The sequence below is a fragment of the Clostridium chauvoei genome, assembly GCF_002327185.1.
Classification (GTDB): domain Bacteria; phylum Bacillota; class Clostridia; order Clostridiales; family Clostridiaceae; genus Clostridium; species Clostridium chauvoei.
Genome location: NZ_CP018624.1, coordinates 181,310 through 201,605, shown reverse-complemented (window position 1 = coordinate 201,605; position 20,296 = coordinate 181,310). Strand labels below are relative to the sequence as shown.

22 protein-coding genes, 6 tRNA genes and 1 riboswitch are annotated in these 20,296 nt (G+C 30.1%); of the genes, 2 read left to right on the top strand and 26 right to left on the bottom strand.

Features of this window, described 5'->3' with window-relative positions; translation table 11 throughout:
* Positions 1–3: 3 nt before the first annotated feature.
* Genes BTM21_RS13885 through recD2 form a run of 3 tightly spaced genes read right to left on the bottom strand, consistent with a single transcriptional unit; the run spans position 4 to position 3,487 of the window.
* Positions 4–255: a ComF family protein gene (locus BTM21_RS13885; RefSeq protein ID WP_242944819.1), complete on the bottom strand. Its 252-nt coding sequence runs from the start codon at positions 253–255 to the stop codon at positions 4–6.
* Entirely contained in the window at positions 228–1,244 is a 1,017-nt protein-coding gene (locus tag BTM21_RS01025) for a hypothetical protein (protein WP_079481629.1), read from the bottom strand. The genes BTM21_RS13885 and BTM21_RS01025 overlap by 28 nt, the downstream gene beginning before the upstream one ends.
* An 11-nt stretch (positions 1,245–1,255) precedes the next feature.
* Positions 1,256–3,487: an SF1B family DNA helicase RecD2 gene (recD2, locus tag BTM21_RS01020; RefSeq protein WP_021876584.1), complete on the bottom strand. Its 2,232-nt coding sequence runs from the start codon at positions 3,485–3,487 to the stop codon at positions 1,256–1,258.
* Between the two features lie 132 nt (positions 3,488–3,619).
* Here recD2 and nagA point away from each other — a divergent pair, with 132 nt between their 5' ends.
* Positions 3,620–4,756 carry an N-acetylglucosamine-6-phosphate deacetylase gene (nagA, locus tag BTM21_RS01015; protein ID WP_021876585.1) on the top strand — a complete coding sequence of 379 codons (1,137 nt, stop codon included), beginning with the start codon at positions 3,620–3,622 and terminating at the stop codon, positions 4,754–4,756.
* 68 nt (positions 4,757–4,824) lie between these two features.
* Here nagA and metK read toward each other — a convergent pair whose 3' ends face one another.
* The 7 genes from metK to BTM21_RS00980 all read right to left on the bottom strand — a co-directional run bounded on the left by metK (position 4,825) and on the right by BTM21_RS00980 (position 6,926).
* Entirely contained in the window at positions 4,825–6,000 is a 1,176-nt protein-coding gene (gene metK / locus BTM21_RS01010) for a methionine adenosyltransferase (RefSeq protein ID WP_079481630.1), read from the bottom strand.
* A 119-nt stretch (positions 6,001–6,119) separates the two neighbouring features.
* A riboswitch (SAM riboswitch) is annotated at positions 6,120–6,222 on the bottom strand.
* A 138-nt stretch (positions 6,223–6,360) separates the two neighbouring features.
* A tRNA-Tyr gene (locus tag BTM21_RS01005) sits at positions 6,361–6,445 on the bottom strand.
* Positions 6,446–6,450: 5 nt separating this feature from the next.
* Positions 6,451–6,525, bottom strand: a tRNA-Thr gene (locus BTM21_RS01000).
* A gap of 22 nt (positions 6,526–6,547) precedes the next feature.
* A tRNA-Val gene (locus BTM21_RS00995) sits at positions 6,548–6,623 on the bottom strand.
* 29 nt (positions 6,624–6,652) lie between these two features.
* Positions 6,653–6,737 (bottom strand) — tRNA-Tyr (locus tag BTM21_RS00990).
* An 8-nt stretch (positions 6,738–6,745) separates the two neighbouring features.
* A tRNA-Thr gene (locus BTM21_RS00985) sits at positions 6,746–6,820 on the bottom strand.
* A gap of 21 nt (positions 6,821–6,841) precedes the next feature.
* Positions 6,842–6,926 (bottom strand) — tRNA-Tyr (locus BTM21_RS00980).
* Positions 6,927–7,232: 306 nt separating this feature from the next.
* Here BTM21_RS00980 and yyaC point away from each other — a divergent pair.
* Positions 7,233–7,763: a spore protease YyaC gene (gene yyaC, locus BTM21_RS00975; protein WP_079481631.1), complete on the top strand. Its 531-nt coding sequence runs from the start codon at positions 7,233–7,235 to the stop codon at positions 7,761–7,763.
* 57 nt (positions 7,764–7,820) lie between these two features.
* Here the strand turns inward: yyaC and mreB are convergent, their stop codons facing one another.
* From mreB to BTM21_RS00900, 16 genes are all read right to left on the bottom strand, one after another.
* Entirely contained in the window at positions 7,821–8,855 is a 1,035-nt protein-coding gene (gene mreB / locus BTM21_RS00970) for a rod shape-determining protein MreB (RefSeq protein ID WP_021876588.1), read from the bottom strand.
* Positions 8,856–8,982: 127 nt separating this feature from the next.
* Positions 8,983–9,234 carry a sporulation transcriptional regulator SpoIIID gene (spoIIID, locus tag BTM21_RS00965; protein WP_021876589.1) on the bottom strand — a complete coding sequence of 84 codons (252 nt, stop codon included), beginning with the start codon at positions 9,232–9,234 and terminating at the stop codon, positions 8,983–8,985.
* 83 nt (positions 9,235–9,317) lie between these two features.
* A complete protein-coding gene (locus BTM21_RS00960) occupies positions 9,318–10,061 on the bottom strand; it encodes a peptidoglycan DD-metalloendopeptidase family protein (protein WP_079481632.1) in 744 nt (247 codons plus the stop codon).
* Positions 10,062–10,249: 188 nt separating this feature from the next.
* Positions 10,250–11,299, bottom strand: coding sequence for a stage II sporulation protein D (gene spoIID, locus BTM21_RS00955; RefSeq protein ID WP_021876591.1), 1,050 nt, complete (start codon positions 11,297–11,299; stop codon positions 10,250–10,252).
* Between the two features lie 174 nt (positions 11,300–11,473).
* Complete coding sequence (murA, locus tag BTM21_RS00950) at positions 11,474–12,733, bottom strand: UDP-N-acetylglucosamine 1-carboxyvinyltransferase (RefSeq protein WP_079481633.1); 1,260 nt, start codon at positions 12,731–12,733, stop codon at positions 11,474–11,476.
* Between the two features lie 21 nt (positions 12,734–12,754).
* Positions 12,755–13,402, bottom strand: coding sequence for a hypothetical protein (locus tag BTM21_RS00945; RefSeq protein WP_131431660.1), 648 nt, complete (start codon positions 13,400–13,402; stop codon positions 12,755–12,757).
* A 192-nt stretch (positions 13,403–13,594) separates the two neighbouring features.
* Positions 13,595–13,735 carry an ATP synthase delta/epsilon chain alpha-helix domain-containing protein gene (locus tag BTM21_RS13880; protein WP_242969964.1) on the bottom strand — a complete coding sequence of 47 codons (141 nt, stop codon included), beginning with the start codon at positions 13,733–13,735 and terminating at the stop codon, positions 13,595–13,597.
* Positions 13,736–13,794: 59 nt separating this feature from the next.
* Positions 13,795–14,001, bottom strand: a complete 207-nt coding sequence (locus BTM21_RS13875; RefSeq protein WP_242969954.1) for a hypothetical protein — start codon at positions 13,999–14,001, stop codon at positions 13,795–13,797.
* A gap of 14 nt (positions 14,002–14,015) precedes the next feature.
* Positions 14,016–15,404 (bottom strand): F0F1 ATP synthase subunit beta, encoded by a 1,389-nt coding sequence (gene atpD / locus BTM21_RS00935; RefSeq protein ID WP_021876595.1) that lies wholly within the window; start codon positions 15,402–15,404, stop codon positions 14,016–14,018.
* Positions 15,405–15,419: 15 nt separating this feature from the next.
* Positions 15,420–16,271, bottom strand: coding sequence for an ATP synthase F1 subunit gamma (gene atpG, locus BTM21_RS00930; RefSeq protein ID WP_021876596.1), 852 nt, complete (start codon positions 16,269–16,271; stop codon positions 15,420–15,422).
* Positions 16,272–16,307: 36 nt separating this feature from the next.
* Entirely contained in the window at positions 16,308–17,822 is a 1,515-nt protein-coding gene (atpA, locus tag BTM21_RS00925; RefSeq protein WP_021876597.1) for a F0F1 ATP synthase subunit alpha, read from the bottom strand.
* A 10-nt stretch (positions 17,823–17,832) separates the two neighbouring features.
* Positions 17,833–18,372: a F0F1 ATP synthase subunit delta gene (locus BTM21_RS00920; RefSeq protein ID WP_021876598.1), complete on the bottom strand. Its 540-nt coding sequence runs from the start codon at positions 18,370–18,372 to the stop codon at positions 17,833–17,835.
* A 2-nt stretch (positions 18,373–18,374) separates the two neighbouring features.
* The gene (locus BTM21_RS00915; protein ID WP_021876599.1) at positions 18,375–18,854 is read right to left on the bottom strand and encodes a F0F1 ATP synthase subunit B; all 480 of its coding nucleotides are present in this window, start codon (positions 18,852–18,854) and stop codon (positions 18,375–18,377) included.
* Between the two features lie 40 nt (positions 18,855–18,894).
* The gene (atpE, locus tag BTM21_RS00910) at positions 18,895–19,128 is read right to left on the bottom strand and encodes an ATP synthase F0 subunit C (protein ID WP_021876600.1); all 234 of its coding nucleotides are present in this window, start codon (positions 19,126–19,128) and stop codon (positions 18,895–18,897) included.
* Between the two features lie 19 nt (positions 19,129–19,147).
* Positions 19,148–19,828, bottom strand: a complete 681-nt coding sequence (locus tag BTM21_RS00905) for a F0F1 ATP synthase subunit A (RefSeq protein WP_021876601.1) — start codon at positions 19,826–19,828, stop codon at positions 19,148–19,150.
* Positions 19,829–20,191, bottom strand: a complete 363-nt coding sequence (locus tag BTM21_RS00900; RefSeq protein WP_079481635.1) for a hypothetical protein — start codon at positions 20,189–20,191, stop codon at positions 19,829–19,831.
* Positions 20,192–20,296: the final 105 nt, after the last annotated feature.

Below are 20,296 nucleotides of genomic sequence, written 5' to 3'. Positions count from 1 at the left end.
CCCCTAAAATTTTTGCTGATAAAAATTATTTTTATATTTTAATTCCAAGATAAGTTTTTTAACTACCCCATTATAATAAGCAAATGATTTTATTTCATTCTCATCATTAACTCTTTTTATCTTAGTTAAACATTGAGGACATAAGCCTATATAATCCTCTTTATAGCAATAAATACATTGTGACTCTGGTGGATATATTATGTCTAATACATATTCTATAATGTTTTTTAATATCTTAATAAACCTTTTTCCCATATCTTTTTATTTAAATTCCTTGAGAATTTTTTTGCTTCCTCCATATCATTTGATATATCTCTAGATACTAATAGAATTTCCCCATGCTTTTCAGGATTTTTTCCTGCCTCTGCACATAAGTATATTATTTTTTTATAAGAATAAAATCTATTATCTGAAAAAAGTGCTACAATATTTAATTCTGTTATTGCTTTTAAATAATCTCCAAAATAATTTGTTATTATAAAGACTCCTTTATCTTTAATTTTTAAAGATGATTCTAACTCTTTTAATGGTCCATCTCTAAGTAATAACAAAAATTTCGCCCCTGATATTTTAATTGTATTAGAATACTGCTTATATACTCTTCTAGCTTTTTCTTCAGTTGGAGCATATATAATTACCTTGCTTTTATTATCCCTAAACCAAAGTAAATAATCATATAAACTGTATGGAATATCATCATCTAGCTTAATTCTAGTATTTAATATTCTAGGTTCTACATATGGTTTATTACTTATTAAGGATGATATCTCTACTTTTTCTCCCATAGAAACTATTCTTTCTATAGAGTAGACTATTATTCTTTTACTATATATATACATAGCCTCTATTAATTCTATTAATTCATCTTTATTCATTAATGAAAATTTACTTATATCATCTATTATACATAAATCATATTCTCCTCTTACATTAATCATATTTTTAAAGCTTGTAAAAGTTATAGTTTTTTCTGATTCCCCTTTTTCTATATAAGAATAAGTTATTCCTTTATCCTTTAATTTTATTTCTTTTATAAGTTCATCATTTGGCGAATTATTTCCCCATATATACAGTATATTTCCGCCTTTTCGTGCAATTTCATTTATTATACTAGAATATATTAAGGTGCTATTATATGGGCTTGTAATAATGTTTAATATTTTTGACTTTCTTAAATACCATTTATTTATTTTAGTTAAACAATTAGTAAATTCTTTATGATTAATTATTTTCTCGTACCCCATAATAAATCTCCTTATTCTTCACTAAAAACTTCTTCTGATTTTACATCTAGGATTCTTTCTTTAAGAGAAGAATATCTATCCATACTCCTAACATTAGAAACCATATACTTTAATGCTTTCGGAATACCAACAACTACTACAAGTTCCTTAGCTCTTGTTATTCCTGTATATAAAAGATTTTTATTCATTAAAAAAGGTGATCCCATAAATGCGGGTGTAATTATAACTTTAAATTCGCTTCCTTGACTTTTATGAATTGTTATTGCATATGCTAATTCTAATTCATCTAGATATATGTAATCATATATAACTCTTCTTTCATCATCAAATATTATAGTTATAGTCTTTTCTGATTCATTTATCTTTTCTATAAAGCCCATATCTCCATTAAAGACTCCAACACCTTCATTATCTCCATCTCCATTTATTCTAAACCATTTAAGGGAATAATTGTTTTTAGTCTGCATGACTTTATCCCCTTCCCTAAATACCATTTCTTTCGATTCTTTTTCTTTTTTATTTGGTGATTTAGGGTTTAAAACTTCTTGGAGTTTATTATTTAAATTTTGAACTCCTAAAATTCCTTTTCTTGTAGGAGTTAACACTTGCATATCTCTAAGTTTATCCCAACTTTTATTAAAATTAGGTAGCCTTCTATTTATTAAATCTATAATTGTATTTAATATATCGTCTAATTCCTGCTTATTTTCAAAAAAGAAATCTCCTTCTTTTTTGTTAGTTTCTGGCATTTCCCCATTATTTATCTTATGCGCATTAGTTACAATCATACTCTCTTTGCCCTGTCTAAAGATATCCTTAAGCCTTACTACCTTAATAAACTCACTTTCTATTAAGTCTTTAAGGACATTTCCTGGTCCTACTGATGGTAACTGATCAACATCTCCAACTATAATTAATCTAGTTCCTAATTTTACAGCCTTTAAAAGACTATGCATAAGCATTATATCAATCATGGATGCTTCATCTATAATTATTACATCCCCTTCTAATGGTGATGTTTCTCCCTTTCCAAAAAAGGAATTTTCCTCATCACTTACCCCCATCTCTAATAATCTATGTATAGTTTTAGCTTCTCTACCTGTAGACTCTGTCATTCTTTTTGCAGCTCTTCCTGTTGGTGCTGCTAGTAAAACTTTCATTCCGTTATTTTCATAAATCTCTATTATAGCCTTTATTATTGTAGTTTTTCCCGTCCCTGGTCCACCTGTTATTATTTCTATACCATTATCAAAAGCACCTATTATTGCTTCTCTTTGTGATTGAGCAAATTCTATATTATTTTTCTTTTCAAAGGATTTTATTTCAAATTCTACATCTGTATTTATAGTTCTAAAGTTTTCTATCCCTAAAGTTATTATTTTATTTGTTACACCTAATTCACAATAATAATATGGTATTAAGAAAACACCTTCTATCTCTCCTATTTTTTCAATTTTTATTTTGCCATCTAAACTTGCATTATAAATATTTTCTTCAACTAATTCCTTATCAACAACTAAAACCTTAGAAGTTTCATCAATTAACATTTCCTTTGGCATATATGTATTCCCTGCAGCAGAAAATTGATTTAATACATATCTAATTCCACTTTGTATTCTAAAGGGTGATGTATTTTCTATACCAAGACTTTTCGCTATTCTATCTGCTGTTATAAACCCTATACCAGAAATTTCATCTGAAAGTACATAGGGATTTTCTTTTACCACATCTATAGCTGCATTACTATATTTTTTGTATATCTTTATACATTGATTTGTTGTCATACCATTATTTTGAAAATAAATTATAATATCTTTTAGATCTTTTTGTTCAAGATAAGATTCGTATATTATTTTATACTTCTTTTCTCCTATACCTTCTATATCTTGTAACATTTCTATATGATTATCTAAAATATCTAAAGTTTTTTCACCAAATTTCCCTACTATTTTTTTTGCTGTTACTGGACCTATTCCTCGAATTATACCTGTACTTAAATACTTTTCTATTCCTTCTACTGAACTTGGTAATACTTCCTCATATTCATTTATATTAAATTGTCTTCCAAATTGTTTATGCAGTACCCAATCACCCTTAATTTTTACTTGCTGACCTTCCTTTAATAAAGGTACTACACCAACTGCATTAATTAACTCTTTATCTACTCTTACTTTTGAAACTACATATCCTGTATCTTCACTTTTAAATACAATCGTTTCAATAACTCCATTTAGGATTTCCATATTATCGCTCCAAATCTTTTAATAATATTTTAATCTTATACTTTTTATTATATAATTATAACATAAGTCTAATTTCAAAAATTTATTATCTAATAATTTGTGGACTTAAGAAAAAAAATATGGAGGTGTATTATGTTAATTAAAAACTGTAATATTATTTTCTTAGACAGAATTGAAAACGGTTCTGTACTAATAGAAGATGGTAAAATTAAAGAAATTAACCCAACTAACATAAACTGTAATGATGTTATTAATGGAGAAGGATTATATTTATCTCCTGGATTTATAGATGTTCACATTCACGGTGCTGCTGGTTACGATACTATGGATGGTACTGTTGAGGCTATAAATGAAATATCTAAAGCAATAGTAAAACATGGGACTACTTCATTTACACCAACTACTATGACTGTTTCTATAGATGATATAAGAAAATCTATGGAATCTATAAAAAAATGTAAAGAAAACGGTACTGATGGAGCAATAGTTTTGGGAGCTCACTTAGAAGGTCCTTTTATAAGTCCTAGTGCTATTGGAGCTCAAAATCCTAAATTTTTAATTCCTCCAACTATTGAAAATTATAACTCTATGGTGGGCGATGCTAAGGATGCTGTTATTTCAATAACAATTGCCCCTGAAGTTCCTGGAGCAACTGATTTAATTAAACACTTATCTGTTGAAGGTATTGTTTGCTCAATGGGTCATACAAAAACCACTTATGCAGAAGCTATGGAAGGTATTAAATGCGGATGTTGTCACTCAACTCACTTATTTAATGCTATGACTCCATTTTCTCATAGAGAACCTGGTGTTGTTGGAGCAATTTTTGATAGTAATATAACTACTGAAACTATCTCTGATGGAATTCATATTTCATACCCATCATTAAGAGTCGCTTATAATCAAAAAACAACTGATAAGGTTTTATTAGTAACTGATGCTATGATGGCATGTGGAATGCCTGATGGTATGTATTCTCTTGGTGGCCAAGATGTTGTAGTTTCTGATGGTGCTGCAAGATTAACTACTGGTAGCTTAGCTGGTTCAGTATTAACTTTAGATAAAGCTATTAGAAATGTGTATAACAATACAAACTATTCATTAAATGAAGTAGTAAAAATGGCAACATTTAATGGAGCTAGACATTGTAAAGTTGAAGATAGAAAAGGTCTTATAAAAGAAGGTTATGATGCTGACTTAGTATTATTTGATGAAAATATAAATGTAAAGAAAGTAATCGTTAACGGAAAAGTTGTTCATACTGCATAAAATTAATAAAAAAGATATAGAATATGATAGTTACATACTCTATATCTTTTCTTTATATCTAATTGCTATTAGATATATTTTTTTATTTCTTCTACTTTATTTAATTGTTCCCATGGTAAGTTAAGGTCATTTCTTCCAAAGTGGCCATATGCTGCTGTTTGTTTGTATAATGGTCTTCTTAACCCTAAATCTCTTATTATTGCACCTGGTCTTAAGTCAAATACTTTTTCTACGATTGAAGCTATTTCTTCCTCTGACTTTTTACCAGTTCCAAAAGTTTCTATTGATATTGATACTGGTTTAGCAACTCCTATAGCGTATGCTAATTGTACTTCTAACTTATCAGCAATTCCTGCTGCTACTAAGTTCTTAGCTACCCATCTTGCTGCATAGGCTGCTGATCTATCAACTTTTGTTGGATCTTTTCCTGAGAATGCTCCACCACCGTGTCTTCCAGCTCCACCATAAGTATCAACAATTATTTTTCTTCCTGTTAATCCTGAATCTCCTTGAGGACCTCCAACTACAAATCTACCTGTTGGATTTATAAAGTATTTAGTGTTTTCATCTAATAATTCTGCTGGAACTACAGCTCTTATTACATGTTCCATTAAGTCTTGTCTTATTTGTTCTTGTGTAACATCTTCTCCATGTTGAGTTGATATTACTATTGCATCTATTCTTATAACTTTATTATCATCGTACTCTACTGTAACTTGAGTCTTTCCATCTGGTCTTAAATATGATAATTGACCATTTTTTCTTACTTCTGATAATCTTCTAGATAGTCTATGAGCCATAGCTATTGGTAATGGCATATATTCTTCTGTTTCATTTGTTGCAAAACCAAACATCATACCTTGATCTCCAGCCCCTACAGCTTCAACAGCATCCTTCTCACCTTGTCTTGATTCTAAAGCTTCGTCTACACCCATTGCTATATCAGTTGATTGTTCATCTATTGATGTTAAAACTGAGCATGTAGCACAATCAAATCCATATTTAGCTCTATCGTATCCTATTTCTTTTATTGTTTCTCTAACAACTTTTGGAATATCAACATAACAATTAGTTGATATCTCACCCATAACTAATACCATACCTGTAGTAACTGCTGTTTCACAAGCAACTCTAGCATTAGGATCTTTTTCTAATATACTGTCTAATACAGCATCTGAAATTTGATCACAGATTTTATCTGGATGCCCTTCTGTAACTGATTCTGATGTAAATAATCTTCTCATATAATAAACTCCCTTCAATTTATTTGATATTAATTCTATATACAATTGTTATAATCTAAAGTTAATTTTAAAATAAAAAAAGTCTCTTCGATAAGAAGAGACTATAAACGTCAAACTCTTTCTTATCTTGTGAAATAATATTCCACAGGAATTGGCACCTTTGTGAAATCACAGGTTGCCGGGTTTCGTAGGGCCCTTTCCCTCCACCTCTCTGGATAAGAACTAATATCAATTTTATTCGAAACAGATTATAACATTTTTTATTCTATAGGTCAACATTTTTTATTCTGTTAATTCAAAACATTATTTAAAATACTATTTTAGAAAAATAAAAAAAGCAAGATTAATATCTTGCTTTAATGGTGGGGGAGGACGGATTCGAACCATCGAAACGAAACGTAACAGATTTACAGTCTGCCCCCTTTGGCCACTCGGGAACTCCCCCATTATTGGAGCTGGCAATAGGAATCGAACCTACAACCTGCTGATTACAAGTCAGCTGCTCTACCGTTGAGCCATGCCAGCGTATATTTTATTTTAATTTAAGTGGTGGGCACAACAGGGATCGAACCTGTGACCCTCTGCTTGTAAGGCAGATGCTCTCCCAGCTGAGCTATGCGCCCTTAAATAATTTAAGTTAGTTTTAATAAAATGGTGGGGGAGGACGGATTCGAACCATCGAAACGAAACGTAACAGATTTACAGTCTGCCCCCTTTGGCCACTCGGGAACTCCCCCATTTTATTTGGAGCTGGCAATAGGAATCGAACCTACAACCTGCTGATTACAAGTCAGCTGCTCTACCGTTGAGCCATGCCAGCATATTTTTTCAAAGTTAAAAATGGTGGGGGAGGACGGATTCGAACCATCGAAACGAAACGTAACAGATTTACAGTCTGCCCCCTTTGGCCACTCGGGAACTCCCCCATAATTAACTTTTAATTTCTTATGTCCCCTGAACAAATTTATATCCGCTCAACTGACAATGACTAGTATATAATCATTAAGTATTAATTTCAAGTGTTATTTATAGTTATTTATTAAAATTATTTTTATTTTTCTTGTTTTATCTCTATATTTCTCCCATTTAATCCTATTAGCATTTTTTTTAATTACTAATGCTCATCTATTTTATTATCTTATAAAACCTTACTTTTCTTTATGTATTTTTTGCCAATAACTATTATATTCTTAATACTCTTCTCATATATATTATCCATAGGGGGTGAAGCTTTGATAAAACATAAAGTTTTTTATGAGTCTGATTTAGCTTACTACGAAATAGCTAATGTGTTGAAAAACTATATATCTAAAAATACAGTAATAGTTTGTATTGGTACTGATAAATGCATTGGTGACTGTCTAGGACCTTTAGTAGGTACATACTTAATAGATAACCAATTTAAGTTACCTGTTTATGGAACCATAGAGGCACCTATCCATGCTTTAAATATAGAACATCGCCTATCACAAATAAAAAAACTTCATCCTAACGCTAATATAATTGGAATTGATGCTTGTTTAGGTGATGCAAAGTCAATAGGTGAAATTCACGTAAGAAACTATCCTATCCATCCTGGTAAAGGGGTTGGCAAACGACTTCCTGACGTTGGTTCTACATCAATTATAGGAATAGTTGATTCTAGTGATAATGCTGAATTCTTCACATCTAGAAGTATTCGTCTTCATTTAATTATGAGTATGGCTAAAGTAATTGCTCGAGGTATATGCAAAGGATATTATTTATCAAATATTGATAATTAGAACAAACATATAAAAAAGGTATAGAATTCTAATTCTATACCTATATGTTATATAATATTAATCAATTAATGTTATCTCTTGTCCAATTAATGATGAATCTAATTTATCTAAATATCCTAAAACTTTTCCTGTTCCTTCTACTACTGCTTCCACTGGATTATTTGCAACAGAAACCCCTACGCCAGTTTCTTTTTCTATTAACTTATCTAGACCATCTAATAAAGATCCTCCACCTGTCATTAAAATTCCTTTTTCTATTATATCTGCAGCTAGTTCTGGTGGTGTCTTTTCTAAAACAGACTTAACTTGTTCAACAATTAAAGTTACTGATTCTTTTAAAGCTTCAGCTATTTCCGACGTTGCAACTGTAACTTCATCTGGTAATCCTGTAACTAAATTTCTACCTTTCATAGTAGTAGTTAAATCTCTTGAGCCTACAAATGCCGCTCCAACTGTTATCTTTAAATCTTCAGCTGTTTTTTCTCCAATCATAATCTTATATTTATTTCTAACATATTTTATTATAGCATCATCAAAAGTATCTCCTGCTACCTTTATTGAAGCTCTAACAACTACTCCACCAAGAGATATTACTGCAATATCAGTTGTTCCACCACCAATATCAACTACCATTGACCCATTAGGCTTGGTTATATCTAAACCAGCACCTATTGCCGCTGCTAAAGGTTCTTCAATAATATGTACTCTTTTAGCTCCTGAATTTCTTGTAGCATCCATTACAGCTCTTTTTTCTACCTCTGTTGCTTGTGAAGGAACACAAACCATTACTTTTGGAGCAGTAATTTTACTTTTTCCATATGCTTTTTTTATAAATTCTTTTAACATTTTTTCTGTTATGTCATAATCTGATATAACACCATCTCTTAATGGACGAACTGCAACTATATTACCTGGAGTTCTTCCAATCATTTTTCTCGCTTCTTCGCCTACAGCAAGTACTTTATTATTGCTTTTATTAATAGCAACAACTGATGGTTCTTTTAAGATTATACCTTTTCCCTTAGCATAAACTAAAACCGTTGCTGTTCCTAAATCAATTCCTAAGTTAGTCCCATTTCTCCAAAACCACATTCCTTACTCACTCCTATTATATTTAAATCATACTAAAATATCACAAAATTTTTTCTCATTTTTTTATTATATATGGAATATGGTAATGATTCAATAATTTTTACCCTTTACACTTTAATCTTACTTATTAATCTACTGCTTTATATTTTAATTTAGTGGCTTTTCCACCTCTAATATGTCTTTCTGCTTTATTTAATTCTAGAATTGTATGTGTCTGTTCTGCTATTACTGGATTTATCTTTGGCAGCCTTTCTGTCATATCTTTGTGTATAGTACTTTTACTTACACCAAAGACCTTTGCTGTTTTTCTTATTGTATCCTTAGAATCTATTATATATTGCGCTACCTCTAATACCCTTTCTTGAATATAATCTTTCAAAATGCTACCTCCTTATTAAATTAATTTTGTATTTTCATCAGTCTTTTCTATAAAAATGACTGATGAAAATACTTTTTTATGTTTTATTGTGCTTTATAATTGAAATATGTTGTTGGATTTAAATCTTTTCCATTTGAATCTTGAACTTGTAAATTTAAATGTTCGCCAAATTCATTATTTGAAAATATTTTTGAAGTATCTCCAACTGTTCCAATAACAGTTTCTTCTGTTACCTTATCCCCAACTTTAACTTTCATGTCTGAACCTAAATTACAATATTTGGTATTAATGCCATTTGCATGTGCAATAACAACATAATTCCCTTCTTCTGCTCTCTTTGAAATTTCTTTTACTTCTCCAACAGCAGCAGATTTAACTTCTGTTCCTACTGTAGCTTTTATGTCTATTCCTCTAATGTTTCTACTTGTTCCATCTTTCATTTCCTGTGGTTTTGGATATGAATATACTCTAGAAATAGTCCCTTCAATTGGGTTACTGAACTTTACTTCTGTAGTAGTTCCTGCTGAAACATTAGTATCTTCCTCAGTTGTTGCAACTTCTTCCTCTTGTTGAGCTTGAGCTACTTCTTTTTCTGTATTATTTTTAACTCTATCTGCATTTTGCTTTTGAGCCTCAGATGTAGCTTTATCATCAACATTTAATGTAAATTCCTTTTCTGATTGTTGTACTTTTTCTTTTGAAATCTTGTTTTTCTTACTTGTTACAACTGTTACAGTTGCTACTAAACATAAACAAAGGAATAGAACTAAATAAAAGCCCTCCTTTCTAAAAAAGTTTTTTACTTTATCTTTTTTATTTTGGTCCATATCAACACCTCCTTTTTGTATTCTTGCCTGTTCTCCTGAATTAATACACATATTAAAAGTTTTATTTACATCAAATTTCAACATTATTTGCCAAATATAACGATAATTAATATCTAATTTCTAAATTCTTGTATAAAAAGAAGGTTTAGAAAATATCATTTCTAAACCTTCTTTTTGACTATATTTTATTATTTAAATACTAATTCTTTTAATTCTATACCTGTATAGTAATGCGCTAATATCTCTTCATATCCCTTTCCTTCTTTAGCCATAACATTTGCTCCCCATTGACTCATACCTACCCCATGTCCATAGCCTTTGCACTTAAATACCACTTCATTTCCAGCTACTTCAAATTGAAAATTAGTTGAGTTTAACTTAAGTAAATGTCTAAAATCTGTACCTTTAATTTTCTCTTTTCCAACTCTTATTTGTTTTACTCCACCAGCTTCGCTTCTTTCTATAATCTCAATATTTCCAGATAAATTATCTGCACTTAAAGAAGCATTAGGATAACTTGAATTTATAGTATTTATAAATTCATCTATATTAATAGGTTTTTCACTTGTAAACTTAGGTGCTATTTCTTCCCCTGAACTCTCTGTTGAAACTAAATATGGTACACTATTTGAAAAAACATCTACGGAATTTTCTGTTTTACCTGAACTTGTTGCAAAAAATTGTGGATACATAACTAGATTACCATCATAAGTTAAAACTTGTCCCTTAGTAGCACTTACCGCTTCCTCTATCTTCTTCCAATTACTTTCCTTATCTGCTTCACTCCATTTATTCATCCTGCTTTCCTTAGTTAAATATACTTGGCAATGTGTCGTATCACAAACATCCGCTCCTACGCTTTTAGCTTTCTCACATTGTTTTAATTTTTTAGTTGCTACATATGTTCTAGCTGCTATAGCTTGTGCTTTTAAAGCTTCTGGTTCAAAACTTGCAGGCATTTCTCCAGATACTACACTCTGTACATACTCTTCTAAAGGAACTTCTATAACCTTATTTTCATTAGTTATAAAAACCTTTATTGTTTCACTGCCATCCATTTCTATAGTCGTAGCTTTTTCTGTAACGACTTCTGGTGGCTTTGTTGGTGCTTCTTTACTATTAGATTTATCCGCTGAATTTATAACAACAACCGGTATTGCAATCATAAAAAATAAAACTAATACACTAATTGTAATTAAAAGCGTTACTCCTTCAGGTAATGTTATTTCTTTTTTCATCTTCGCCCTCCTGTAAATTTTCTACAGTTTAATATATTATTTTATTTTTTAAAATATACTTTATTTTATTTTTTCTATGTAAAGTTCTATTATATAAATGAAAAATTATCTTTTAAAAGTTAAAGAACTTAGACATAAAATCTAAGTTCTTTAACTGGATAGATGTATTTATTTTTATTTATCAATTCTATATACATCTGCGCCTAATTTTCTGAATTTTTCCTCAATATTAGTGTATCCTCTATCTATATGATATAAATCTCCAATTTGAGTTTCTCCTTGAGCTGTTAATCCTGCTAAAATCATAGCTGCTCCAGCTCTTAAATCTGTGGCTTTGACATCACAACCAGTTAATGATTCTACCCCATCTATAATTGCCGTTCTTCCATCTATTTTTATATTAGCACCCATTCTTACTAATTCTGCTACATGCATAAATCTATTTTCAAATACAGTTTCAGTAACTACGCTAGAGCCTTTAGTCAATGATAATAAACTCATCATTTGTGGTTGCATATCTGTTGGGAAACCTGGATATGGTAATGTTTTTATATCAACAGGCTTTTTAGGGCCTCTTCCATCTACAATCATACTATTTCCTTTTGTTTCAAATTTTACTCCACATTCTTTTAGCTTCTCAATAGTTGGTCTTAAATGTTCTTCATTAACGCCATTAATAGTAATTATACTATTAGTTATAGCTGCTGCAACCATAAATGTTCCTGCTTCTATCCTATCATAAAGAGGTTTATACTCTACTCCTTTTAATGATTCTACCCCTTCTATTGTTATTCTTCCCATTCCTGCTCCTTCAATATGAGCTCCCATAGAGTTTAAAAAGTTAGCTAAGTCCCAAATTTCTGGTTCTTCCGCTGCATTCTCTATTATTGTTGTTCCTTTTGCTAATACAGATGCCATTAAGAGATTTTCTGTAGCTCCAACTGACGGAAAATCTAAATATATTCTATTACCTCTTAATTGTTTTGCCTTTGCTTCTACAAAACCATGTCCTATTTCAATATCTGCTCCTAACATTTTAAAGCCTTTTAAGTGTAAATCTACTGGTCTACTTCCTATGTTACAGCCTCCTGGAAGCGATATTTTACAACTTCCAAATCTAGATAACATAGGACCCATAATCAAAAAAGAAGCTCTCATTTTTCTTATTAAATCATTATTTGTATCCATAGGATTTAGTTTATTAGTATTAATTCTTAAATCTCCAGTTACTTCTGAAAAATCTACATCACAATTTAATCCATCAAGTAAATTTGCTAAAACTAAAACATCTTCTAATAAAGGTGCATTTTTTATTGTTACTTCATTTGGGCTTAATATACTAGCTACCATTATAGGTAAAACTGAGTTTTTTGCTAGACTTATATCTACCTCACCAGTTAGTTTTTTTCCACCTTTAACTATAATTTTTTCCATATTATCCTCCACAATAAATTGTTAGTATGTTATGAATATCATAGGTGTACCTACAACTATGTATTCACCCGTATTGTATCTCACATAGCTTAAATTTATTTTTTGGTTATCTTTTAATTTAGCTTTTGCTACATAACCATTATGAATATCTAAGCTTTCTAATGTACCCTCTTTTACTTCATTATTTAGTATTTCTTGTACATAATTTCTATCTGATGATTTTATCTTTCCCTTTATGAAACTAAAATATCTTACTTGCATAGATTTTTTATTTTGTAATTTTGCTAATTCTTTATTTAAATCAAAAGAGTTTTTGGTATTTAAATTATTTAAATAAATAACTTCAACTTTTGTTTTACTACCTTCACTCCATATATTTACACTAATTTCTCGTTCTAGATCCTTGTATATAATTTTATTTTGTTCTAATTGTAAATTGCTTTTAATATTTTTCTTTAAAGTCTCTGCTAATCTAGCATATTCATATTCCAAAGATTCCTTTGAGCAATATTCCATTTTTACTCCATTTTGAATGAAATCACATTCTTTTATAACTTTATCTTCTAATTTATTAAAGCTACTATACTCTTCTGATTGAGCTAACGGTACTGCTCCAATAAACAATAGAGAAAAGATTATAAAAGGGATTAGTTTTAACTTTCTTATCATATCCATCCCTACCTTTCCTCTAAATTATTGTCTAATTTTTGAAATATTATACAAAATTTAAACCTATAATATAGTATATAAATTTAGTTGAAATTTGTGATAGATTGTCAAAGTATTTCTATATTTAGTATATATCTAAAATTTATATCTTAATAAATTAATTTATAAAAAAAAGAGTGGTAAAACCACTCTTTATTGATTGATACTTATAGTTTGAAGTCTAGCATTAGCTCTTGCTAATGCCATTTTTGCTCTCTCTATGTCTATATCTTTATCTTCTTTTAATCTTTCTTCCGCTCTTTTCTTAGCGTTTTCAGCTCTATTAAAATCTATATCTGATGCATCTTCAGCTGCATCACAACAGAATTTTAATACATTATTTTTAAGATAAACTATTCCGCTTGATGTAAATAAATATTCTTTTTTCCATCTGCTGTTGTAATAGTTGTTGTTGCTGGAACAGTACTTAATATTATTGCAGTATGATGAGCCTTAAATTCTACTTCACCACTTGAAGTATTAGTTTGAAGTGCCTCTACTTCAATACGAATTGGTTCAGTGCCAGGGGTAATTATTTCTACATTAAAAGTCTTAGCCATAATTTTTCATCCCCTTATCCTAAGGTTTTAGCTTTTTCAACTGCTTCTTCAATACTACCTACAAATAAAAATGCTGATTCTGGTAAATTATCGTATTTACCTTCTAATATTTCTTTAAATCCTCTTACAGTTTCTTTTATAGGTACATATTTACCTTGCATTCCTGTAAATTGTTCTGCAACTGTAAATGGTTGTGATAAGAATCTTTGAACTCTTCTTGCTCTTGCAACTACATTTTTATCTTCATCAGATAATTCATCTACACCTAGAATTGCAATTATATCTTGTAATTCTTTATATCTTTCAAGTATATTCTTAACATCAGTTGCTATTTGATAATGTTCTTTTCCAACTATTCTTGGATCTAATATTCTTGATGATGATTCTAATGGATCAACTGCTGGATAGATTCCAAGTTCTGCTATACTTCTTGCTAGAACTGTTGTTGCATCAAGGTGAGTAAATGTTGTTGCTGGAGCTGGGTCAGTAAGGTCATCCGCTGGTACATATACCGCTTGAACTGAAGTTATTGATCCATTTTTAGTTGAAGTAATTCTTTCTTGAAGTGCTCCCATTTCTGTTGCTAATGTTGGTTGGTAACCAACAGCTGATGGTATTCTTCCAAGTAAAGCTGATACTTCTGATCCAGCTTGAGTAAATCTAAATATGTTATCTATGAATAAAAGAACGTCTTGACCTTGATCTCTGAAATATTCAGCCATTGTTAAGCCTGTTAATGATACTCTCATTCTAGCTCCTGGTGATTCATTCATTTGTCCAAATACTAGAGCTGTTTTATCTATAACTCCAGATTCTTTCATTTCATAGTATAAATCATTACCTTCTCTTGATCTTTCTCCAACACCTGTGAATACTGAAAGTCCACCGTGTTCTTTAGCTATATTATTTATAAGTTCTTGGATAAGAACAGTCTTACCTACACCTGCTCCTCCAAATAGTCCTATCTTACCACCTTTTTGATAAGGTGCTAATAAATCTATAACTTTAATACCTGTTTCAAACATTTCAGGTTCTAAAGCTTGTTCTTTAAAACTTGGTGCTGGTCTATGAATTGGATAAACTTCTTTTATATCAACATCACCAGCATTATCTATTGGATTACCTAAAACGTTGAAAAGTCTACCTAATACTTCTTTACCAACTGGTACTGAAATACATTTTCCTGTATCAGTAGCTTTCATTCCTCTTTTTAATCCATCTGTAGACTCCATAGCTATTGTTCTTACTATGTCATCTCCTATATGTTGTTCAACTTCAGATACTAATATTTTGTCTCCCATATCTATTCTAATTTCATTATAGATATTAGGAAGTGCATCTGAATCAAACTTTATATCAACAACTGGTCCAATAACTTGAACTACCTTTCCTACTTTAGGCATAGTAATACCTCCTTACTATTTTTGAGCTTCAGCTCCTCCTACAATTTCTGATATCTCTTGAGTTATCATTGTTTGTCTTATTCTATTGTATTTAATGCTTAATCCTTGTAATATATCATTAGCATTTCTAGTAGCTCCATCCATAGCAGTCATTCTAGCACTTTGCTCACTAACCTTTGAATGTAGCATTGCTCTTCTAAGCTTACTTTTGAAATACACATCTAAACTTGAATTTAAAACCTCATCTAAGCTAGGTTCAATTAAAAAGTCACTTTGAACATTTCCTTCTCTTTCAATCGGGAAAAGTCTTTCTATTTTTACCTCTTGTTTAATTGGTGATGTATACTCAGTAAATACTATATTTACTTCGCTAACATCTCCCTTTTTAAACATATATAGAGCATCTTGATATATTGCTTTTATTTCTCTTACAGTAGGTACATCTGGAATTTCTACATATTCACCAACAGTATCAAATCCATACCTTTTCATATATGAAATTCCTTTACTTCCTGCAACAACAATCTTTGCTTGACTCTTATTTTCAATCATATCATTTAATCTACTTGCTATGTTACCATTGAAACCTCCGCAAAGACCTGTATCTGAACTTATAACAATATAAAGCTTATCAGAAGTCTTTACCTTGCTGTTAAAGAATTTACTTTCATAATCCATTGGTAAAGAAGCCATTAATTCGCTTACTATTTCATGGCATAAATTATAATATTTTTCATTAGCCGCAAGTTCTTTTCTTGCCTTTCTAAGTTTAGAAGTGGATACAAGATTCATAGCTTTTGTTATCTTTCTTGTACTTTCAACTGACTTCATTCTTCTTTTTATTTCAATAAGTCCTGCTGATCCCAAACTTCCACCTCCTAAAGAATTGCATAGCTTTTTAAGCTATGCATCTTGTAAAAATAATTTTTTAAATTCTATTATACATTTATCTAATTCAAATTTCACTTCATCACTAAGAACTTTTTCTTCAACTATTGCTTTTAATAAATCTCTATAATGAGTATCTGCATATTCTAAAAGTTCTCTTTCAAATCTTCTTACATCTTCAACTTTGATATCTGATAAGAAATCATGAACTGTTGCATATAAGATTACGATTTGTTTTTCAACAGGCATTGGAGAATATTGATCTTGTTTTAAAACTTCAACTAATCTCTTACCTTTTTCAAGTCTCTTTTTAGAGTCTTTATCTAAATCTGAACCAAATTGTGAGAATGCTGCTAATTCTCTATATTGAGCAAGTTCAAGTCTTAAAGTACCTGAAACTTGTTTCATAGCTTTTATTTGAGCATTACCACCAACTCTTGATACTGATATACCAGCGTTAACTGCTGGCCTTTGACCTGAGTGGAATAAATCTGATTCTAAGAATATTTGTCCATCTGTTATTGAAATAACATTTGTAGGTATATATGCTGTAACGTCTCCTGCAAGTGTTTCTATTATTGGAAGAGCTGTTAATGATCCTCCACCATTTTCTTTTGAAAGCTTAGCTGCTCTTTCAAGTAATCTTGAATGGATATAGAATACATCTCCAGGATACGCTTCTCTACCTGGTGGTCTTCTTAGTAATAATGACATTGTTCTATAAGCTACTGCATGCTTTGAAAGATCATCATAAATAATTAAAACGTCTTTTCCTTGATGCATGAAATATTCTCCCATACTACATCCAGCATATGGTGCTAAATATTGTAATGGTGCTGATTCAGAAGCTGTACCACTTACGATTATTGAATAATCTAAAGCTCCCATTTCTTCTAAAGTATTAACTATATTAGCAACTGTTGATTGTTTTTGTCCAATTGCTACATAAATACAAATAACATCTTTACCTTTTTGGTTTAAGATTGTATCAACTGCTATTGCAGTTTTACCTGTTTGTCTATCTCCAATTATAAGTTCTCTTTGTCCCTTACCGATTGGAATCATTGAATCTATAGCCTTAATACCAGTTTGAAGAGGTTCATTAACTGAACTTCTAGCTATTATACTTGGTGCTGGTACTTCTATGGCTCTATATTCTGAATGATTTATAGGTCCTTTTCCATCAATGGCTTCTCCTAATGAGTTTACAACTCTTCCTAGTAAAGCTTCTCCTACTGGAACCTCAACTATTTTATTTGTTCTTTTTACAATATCGCCTTCTTTTATACCTTCTTCAGGTCCTAAAAGAACACATCCAACGTTATCTTGTTCTAAGTTTAAAGCCATACCATATACATTGTTAGGGAATTCTAATAATTCACCTTCCATACAGTCATCTAAACCATAAACTCTAGCAACTCCATCACCTATTTGAATAATAGTTCCTGAGTCAACTGTTGTTATCTCTTTTTCGTATCTTTCGATTTCTTTTTTAATTATGGATGTTATTTCTTCAGGCTTAATATTCATGACTTCACCTCTATTCTGTGCTAAGCATTAAATCCTTTAATTCATCTAATTTGGATTTAACTGTACCATCTATAACATCATTACCGATTCTTACATATATTCCACCTAGAATACTTTCATCAATAATTTGTTCTAAAATAACGTGCTTATTATATTTATTTTCTAATTTAGACTTTAGAGAATTAAATTCCTCATCAGTTAATGCAACTGTAGTTCTTACAATTCCATTTAAGGTATTTTTATGTTCTAAGTCTATCTTTTCCATTTCCTTTAGCTTTTCTCTAAGATAAAGTATTCTGTCTTTTTCTATAAGAATTAATAAAAATGATAATAATTCTTCATCTATATGACCTTTAAATATATTAATAAATGTTTTCTTTTTCTTTTTCGTACTAATTTGCGGATGTTTGATTACTTCGTAGAATTCCTTATTTGTATCTATTAAATCACAAATTTCTCTTAAGTCTTGTAAGTATTGTTGAACTTTCCCTTTTTCTTCAGCTACTTTATATAAAGCTAAAGCGTATCTTCGGTCTAGATATTCATACATAATTACTTACCTACCTTATTAATAAAGTCTCCAATTAACTCTCTATTATCTTGCTCATTAATATTCTTTTCGATAACTTTTTTTGAAAGTTCAATTGCTAAATCTATAGCTTCCTTTTTAAGTTGATATTCTACTTTTTCTTTTTCTCTATTGATTTCCACCTTAGCTCTTTCTAAAATGATTTTAGCTTCTTGGTTTGCCTCATCAAGAATTTCTTCATATACTTTTTCAGCTTTTTCTTTATGTCTTTCAGTAATCTTCTTTCCTTCTTCTCTAGCAGTCTTTAATATTCTTTCATTTTCAATAACTAACATTCTGGCTTTTTCAAGTTCTTCTTCAGCACCATCTAATTTTTGTGAGATATTAGCTTCTCTTTCATTGATTATTGCCTTAACTTTGTCAAAGAAGAAATGTTTTAGGATAGCTAATAGAATAATGAAATTTATTATAGTTGCTAAAACTACACTAATGTTTATATCCATTATATATACATTGCCTCCCTTCTGGAGTCACTAAAATTCATTATTTTACTCCAACAAATATTAGAAGTATTGATACTAATAAACCATAAATAGCTGTTGCTTCTGCGAAACCTGCACCAATGATTAAAGCTGTTGTGATCTTACCATTAGTTTCTGGATTTCTTGAAATACCTTCTACAGCTTTTCCTGTAGCATTACCTATACCTATACCTGCTCCTAAACCAACTAATACTGCAATACCTGCACCTAATGCTCTCATTCCTATTTCATTCATTATAAAATCCTCCTTAAAATTAGTGTTCTGAAACTATTTTTATATTTATCATTGTTAGCATAACAAATATTACCATTTGTATAACTCCATCAAAAACATCAAAATATCCATGTAAGGCTATTGGTAAACCAATCTGTGCTATCCATGCTATCTTATGTAGATTTTCATATACTAATTCTATAATAAATGTAGCAGCTAACACGTTACCAAAAAGTCTTAATGAAAGAGAAACTGGTAACATAATTCTCTCTAATAAATTTATTGGTAACATAACTGGAATTGGTTGTGTATATCCCTTTAAGTAGCTTTTAACTCCATGCTTTTTAATAGCATAAGCTTGAACAACAGAAAATGTTATAAGAGCCATACCTAAGGTTACACTAAAATTCTTTGTTGGTGGTACTATACCGATTAAACCTACAAGATTCATTAGGAGTAAATAAATTCCCATAGAACCTATAAGTGGAATTATATCACTATAATTTTGACCAACATTTTCTAATACTACATTTCTAATTGTAGTATATATTGATTCAACAACTACTTGTTTTTTAGTTGGTTTAACCTTTAAATCTTTGGTTGCCCACCATGCCAAGATAGCTATCAAAACAATTATAACCCATTGGACTACTATATCAGGAGTTATATCTACTGTAAACCCTCCAAGTCCAAAGGAAAATATAGGCTTCAATGGTTCCACCTAATCACTTCCTTTCTCATTTTTTAGCCAATAGCCTGTTAAAAAGACAAAATGAATTATATATCCTCCAACATATGCTATTAATTTTTGTAAGTTGTACATAAATGGTAGTGCTAAACAAACTATCACCATTATTTTTATGAAGTAGCTACATATTATTAATAGTCTTTTATTTCTTATTAATGAATATTCTAAAATTTTTCCACTAACTATAAAATTTATTAAGGCTACTAATACTCCCATAAAAAATATACTTGCAATTTGTAAGTTTACTAATAAAGATACTATAAGTGCAGAAATGATTCCTCCTACTAAATCACATTTTATCATTTTACTCAGCAAATTATTCATTTCTCTACTCATTTTATCTTTCCCCCCAACTGACTCTTGTTATTATAGACCTCGTAAAACATTAATGAAAACTTCGTTTTTCTTTAAATTTATTCTTTTTTCTCTATTTCCAATGAT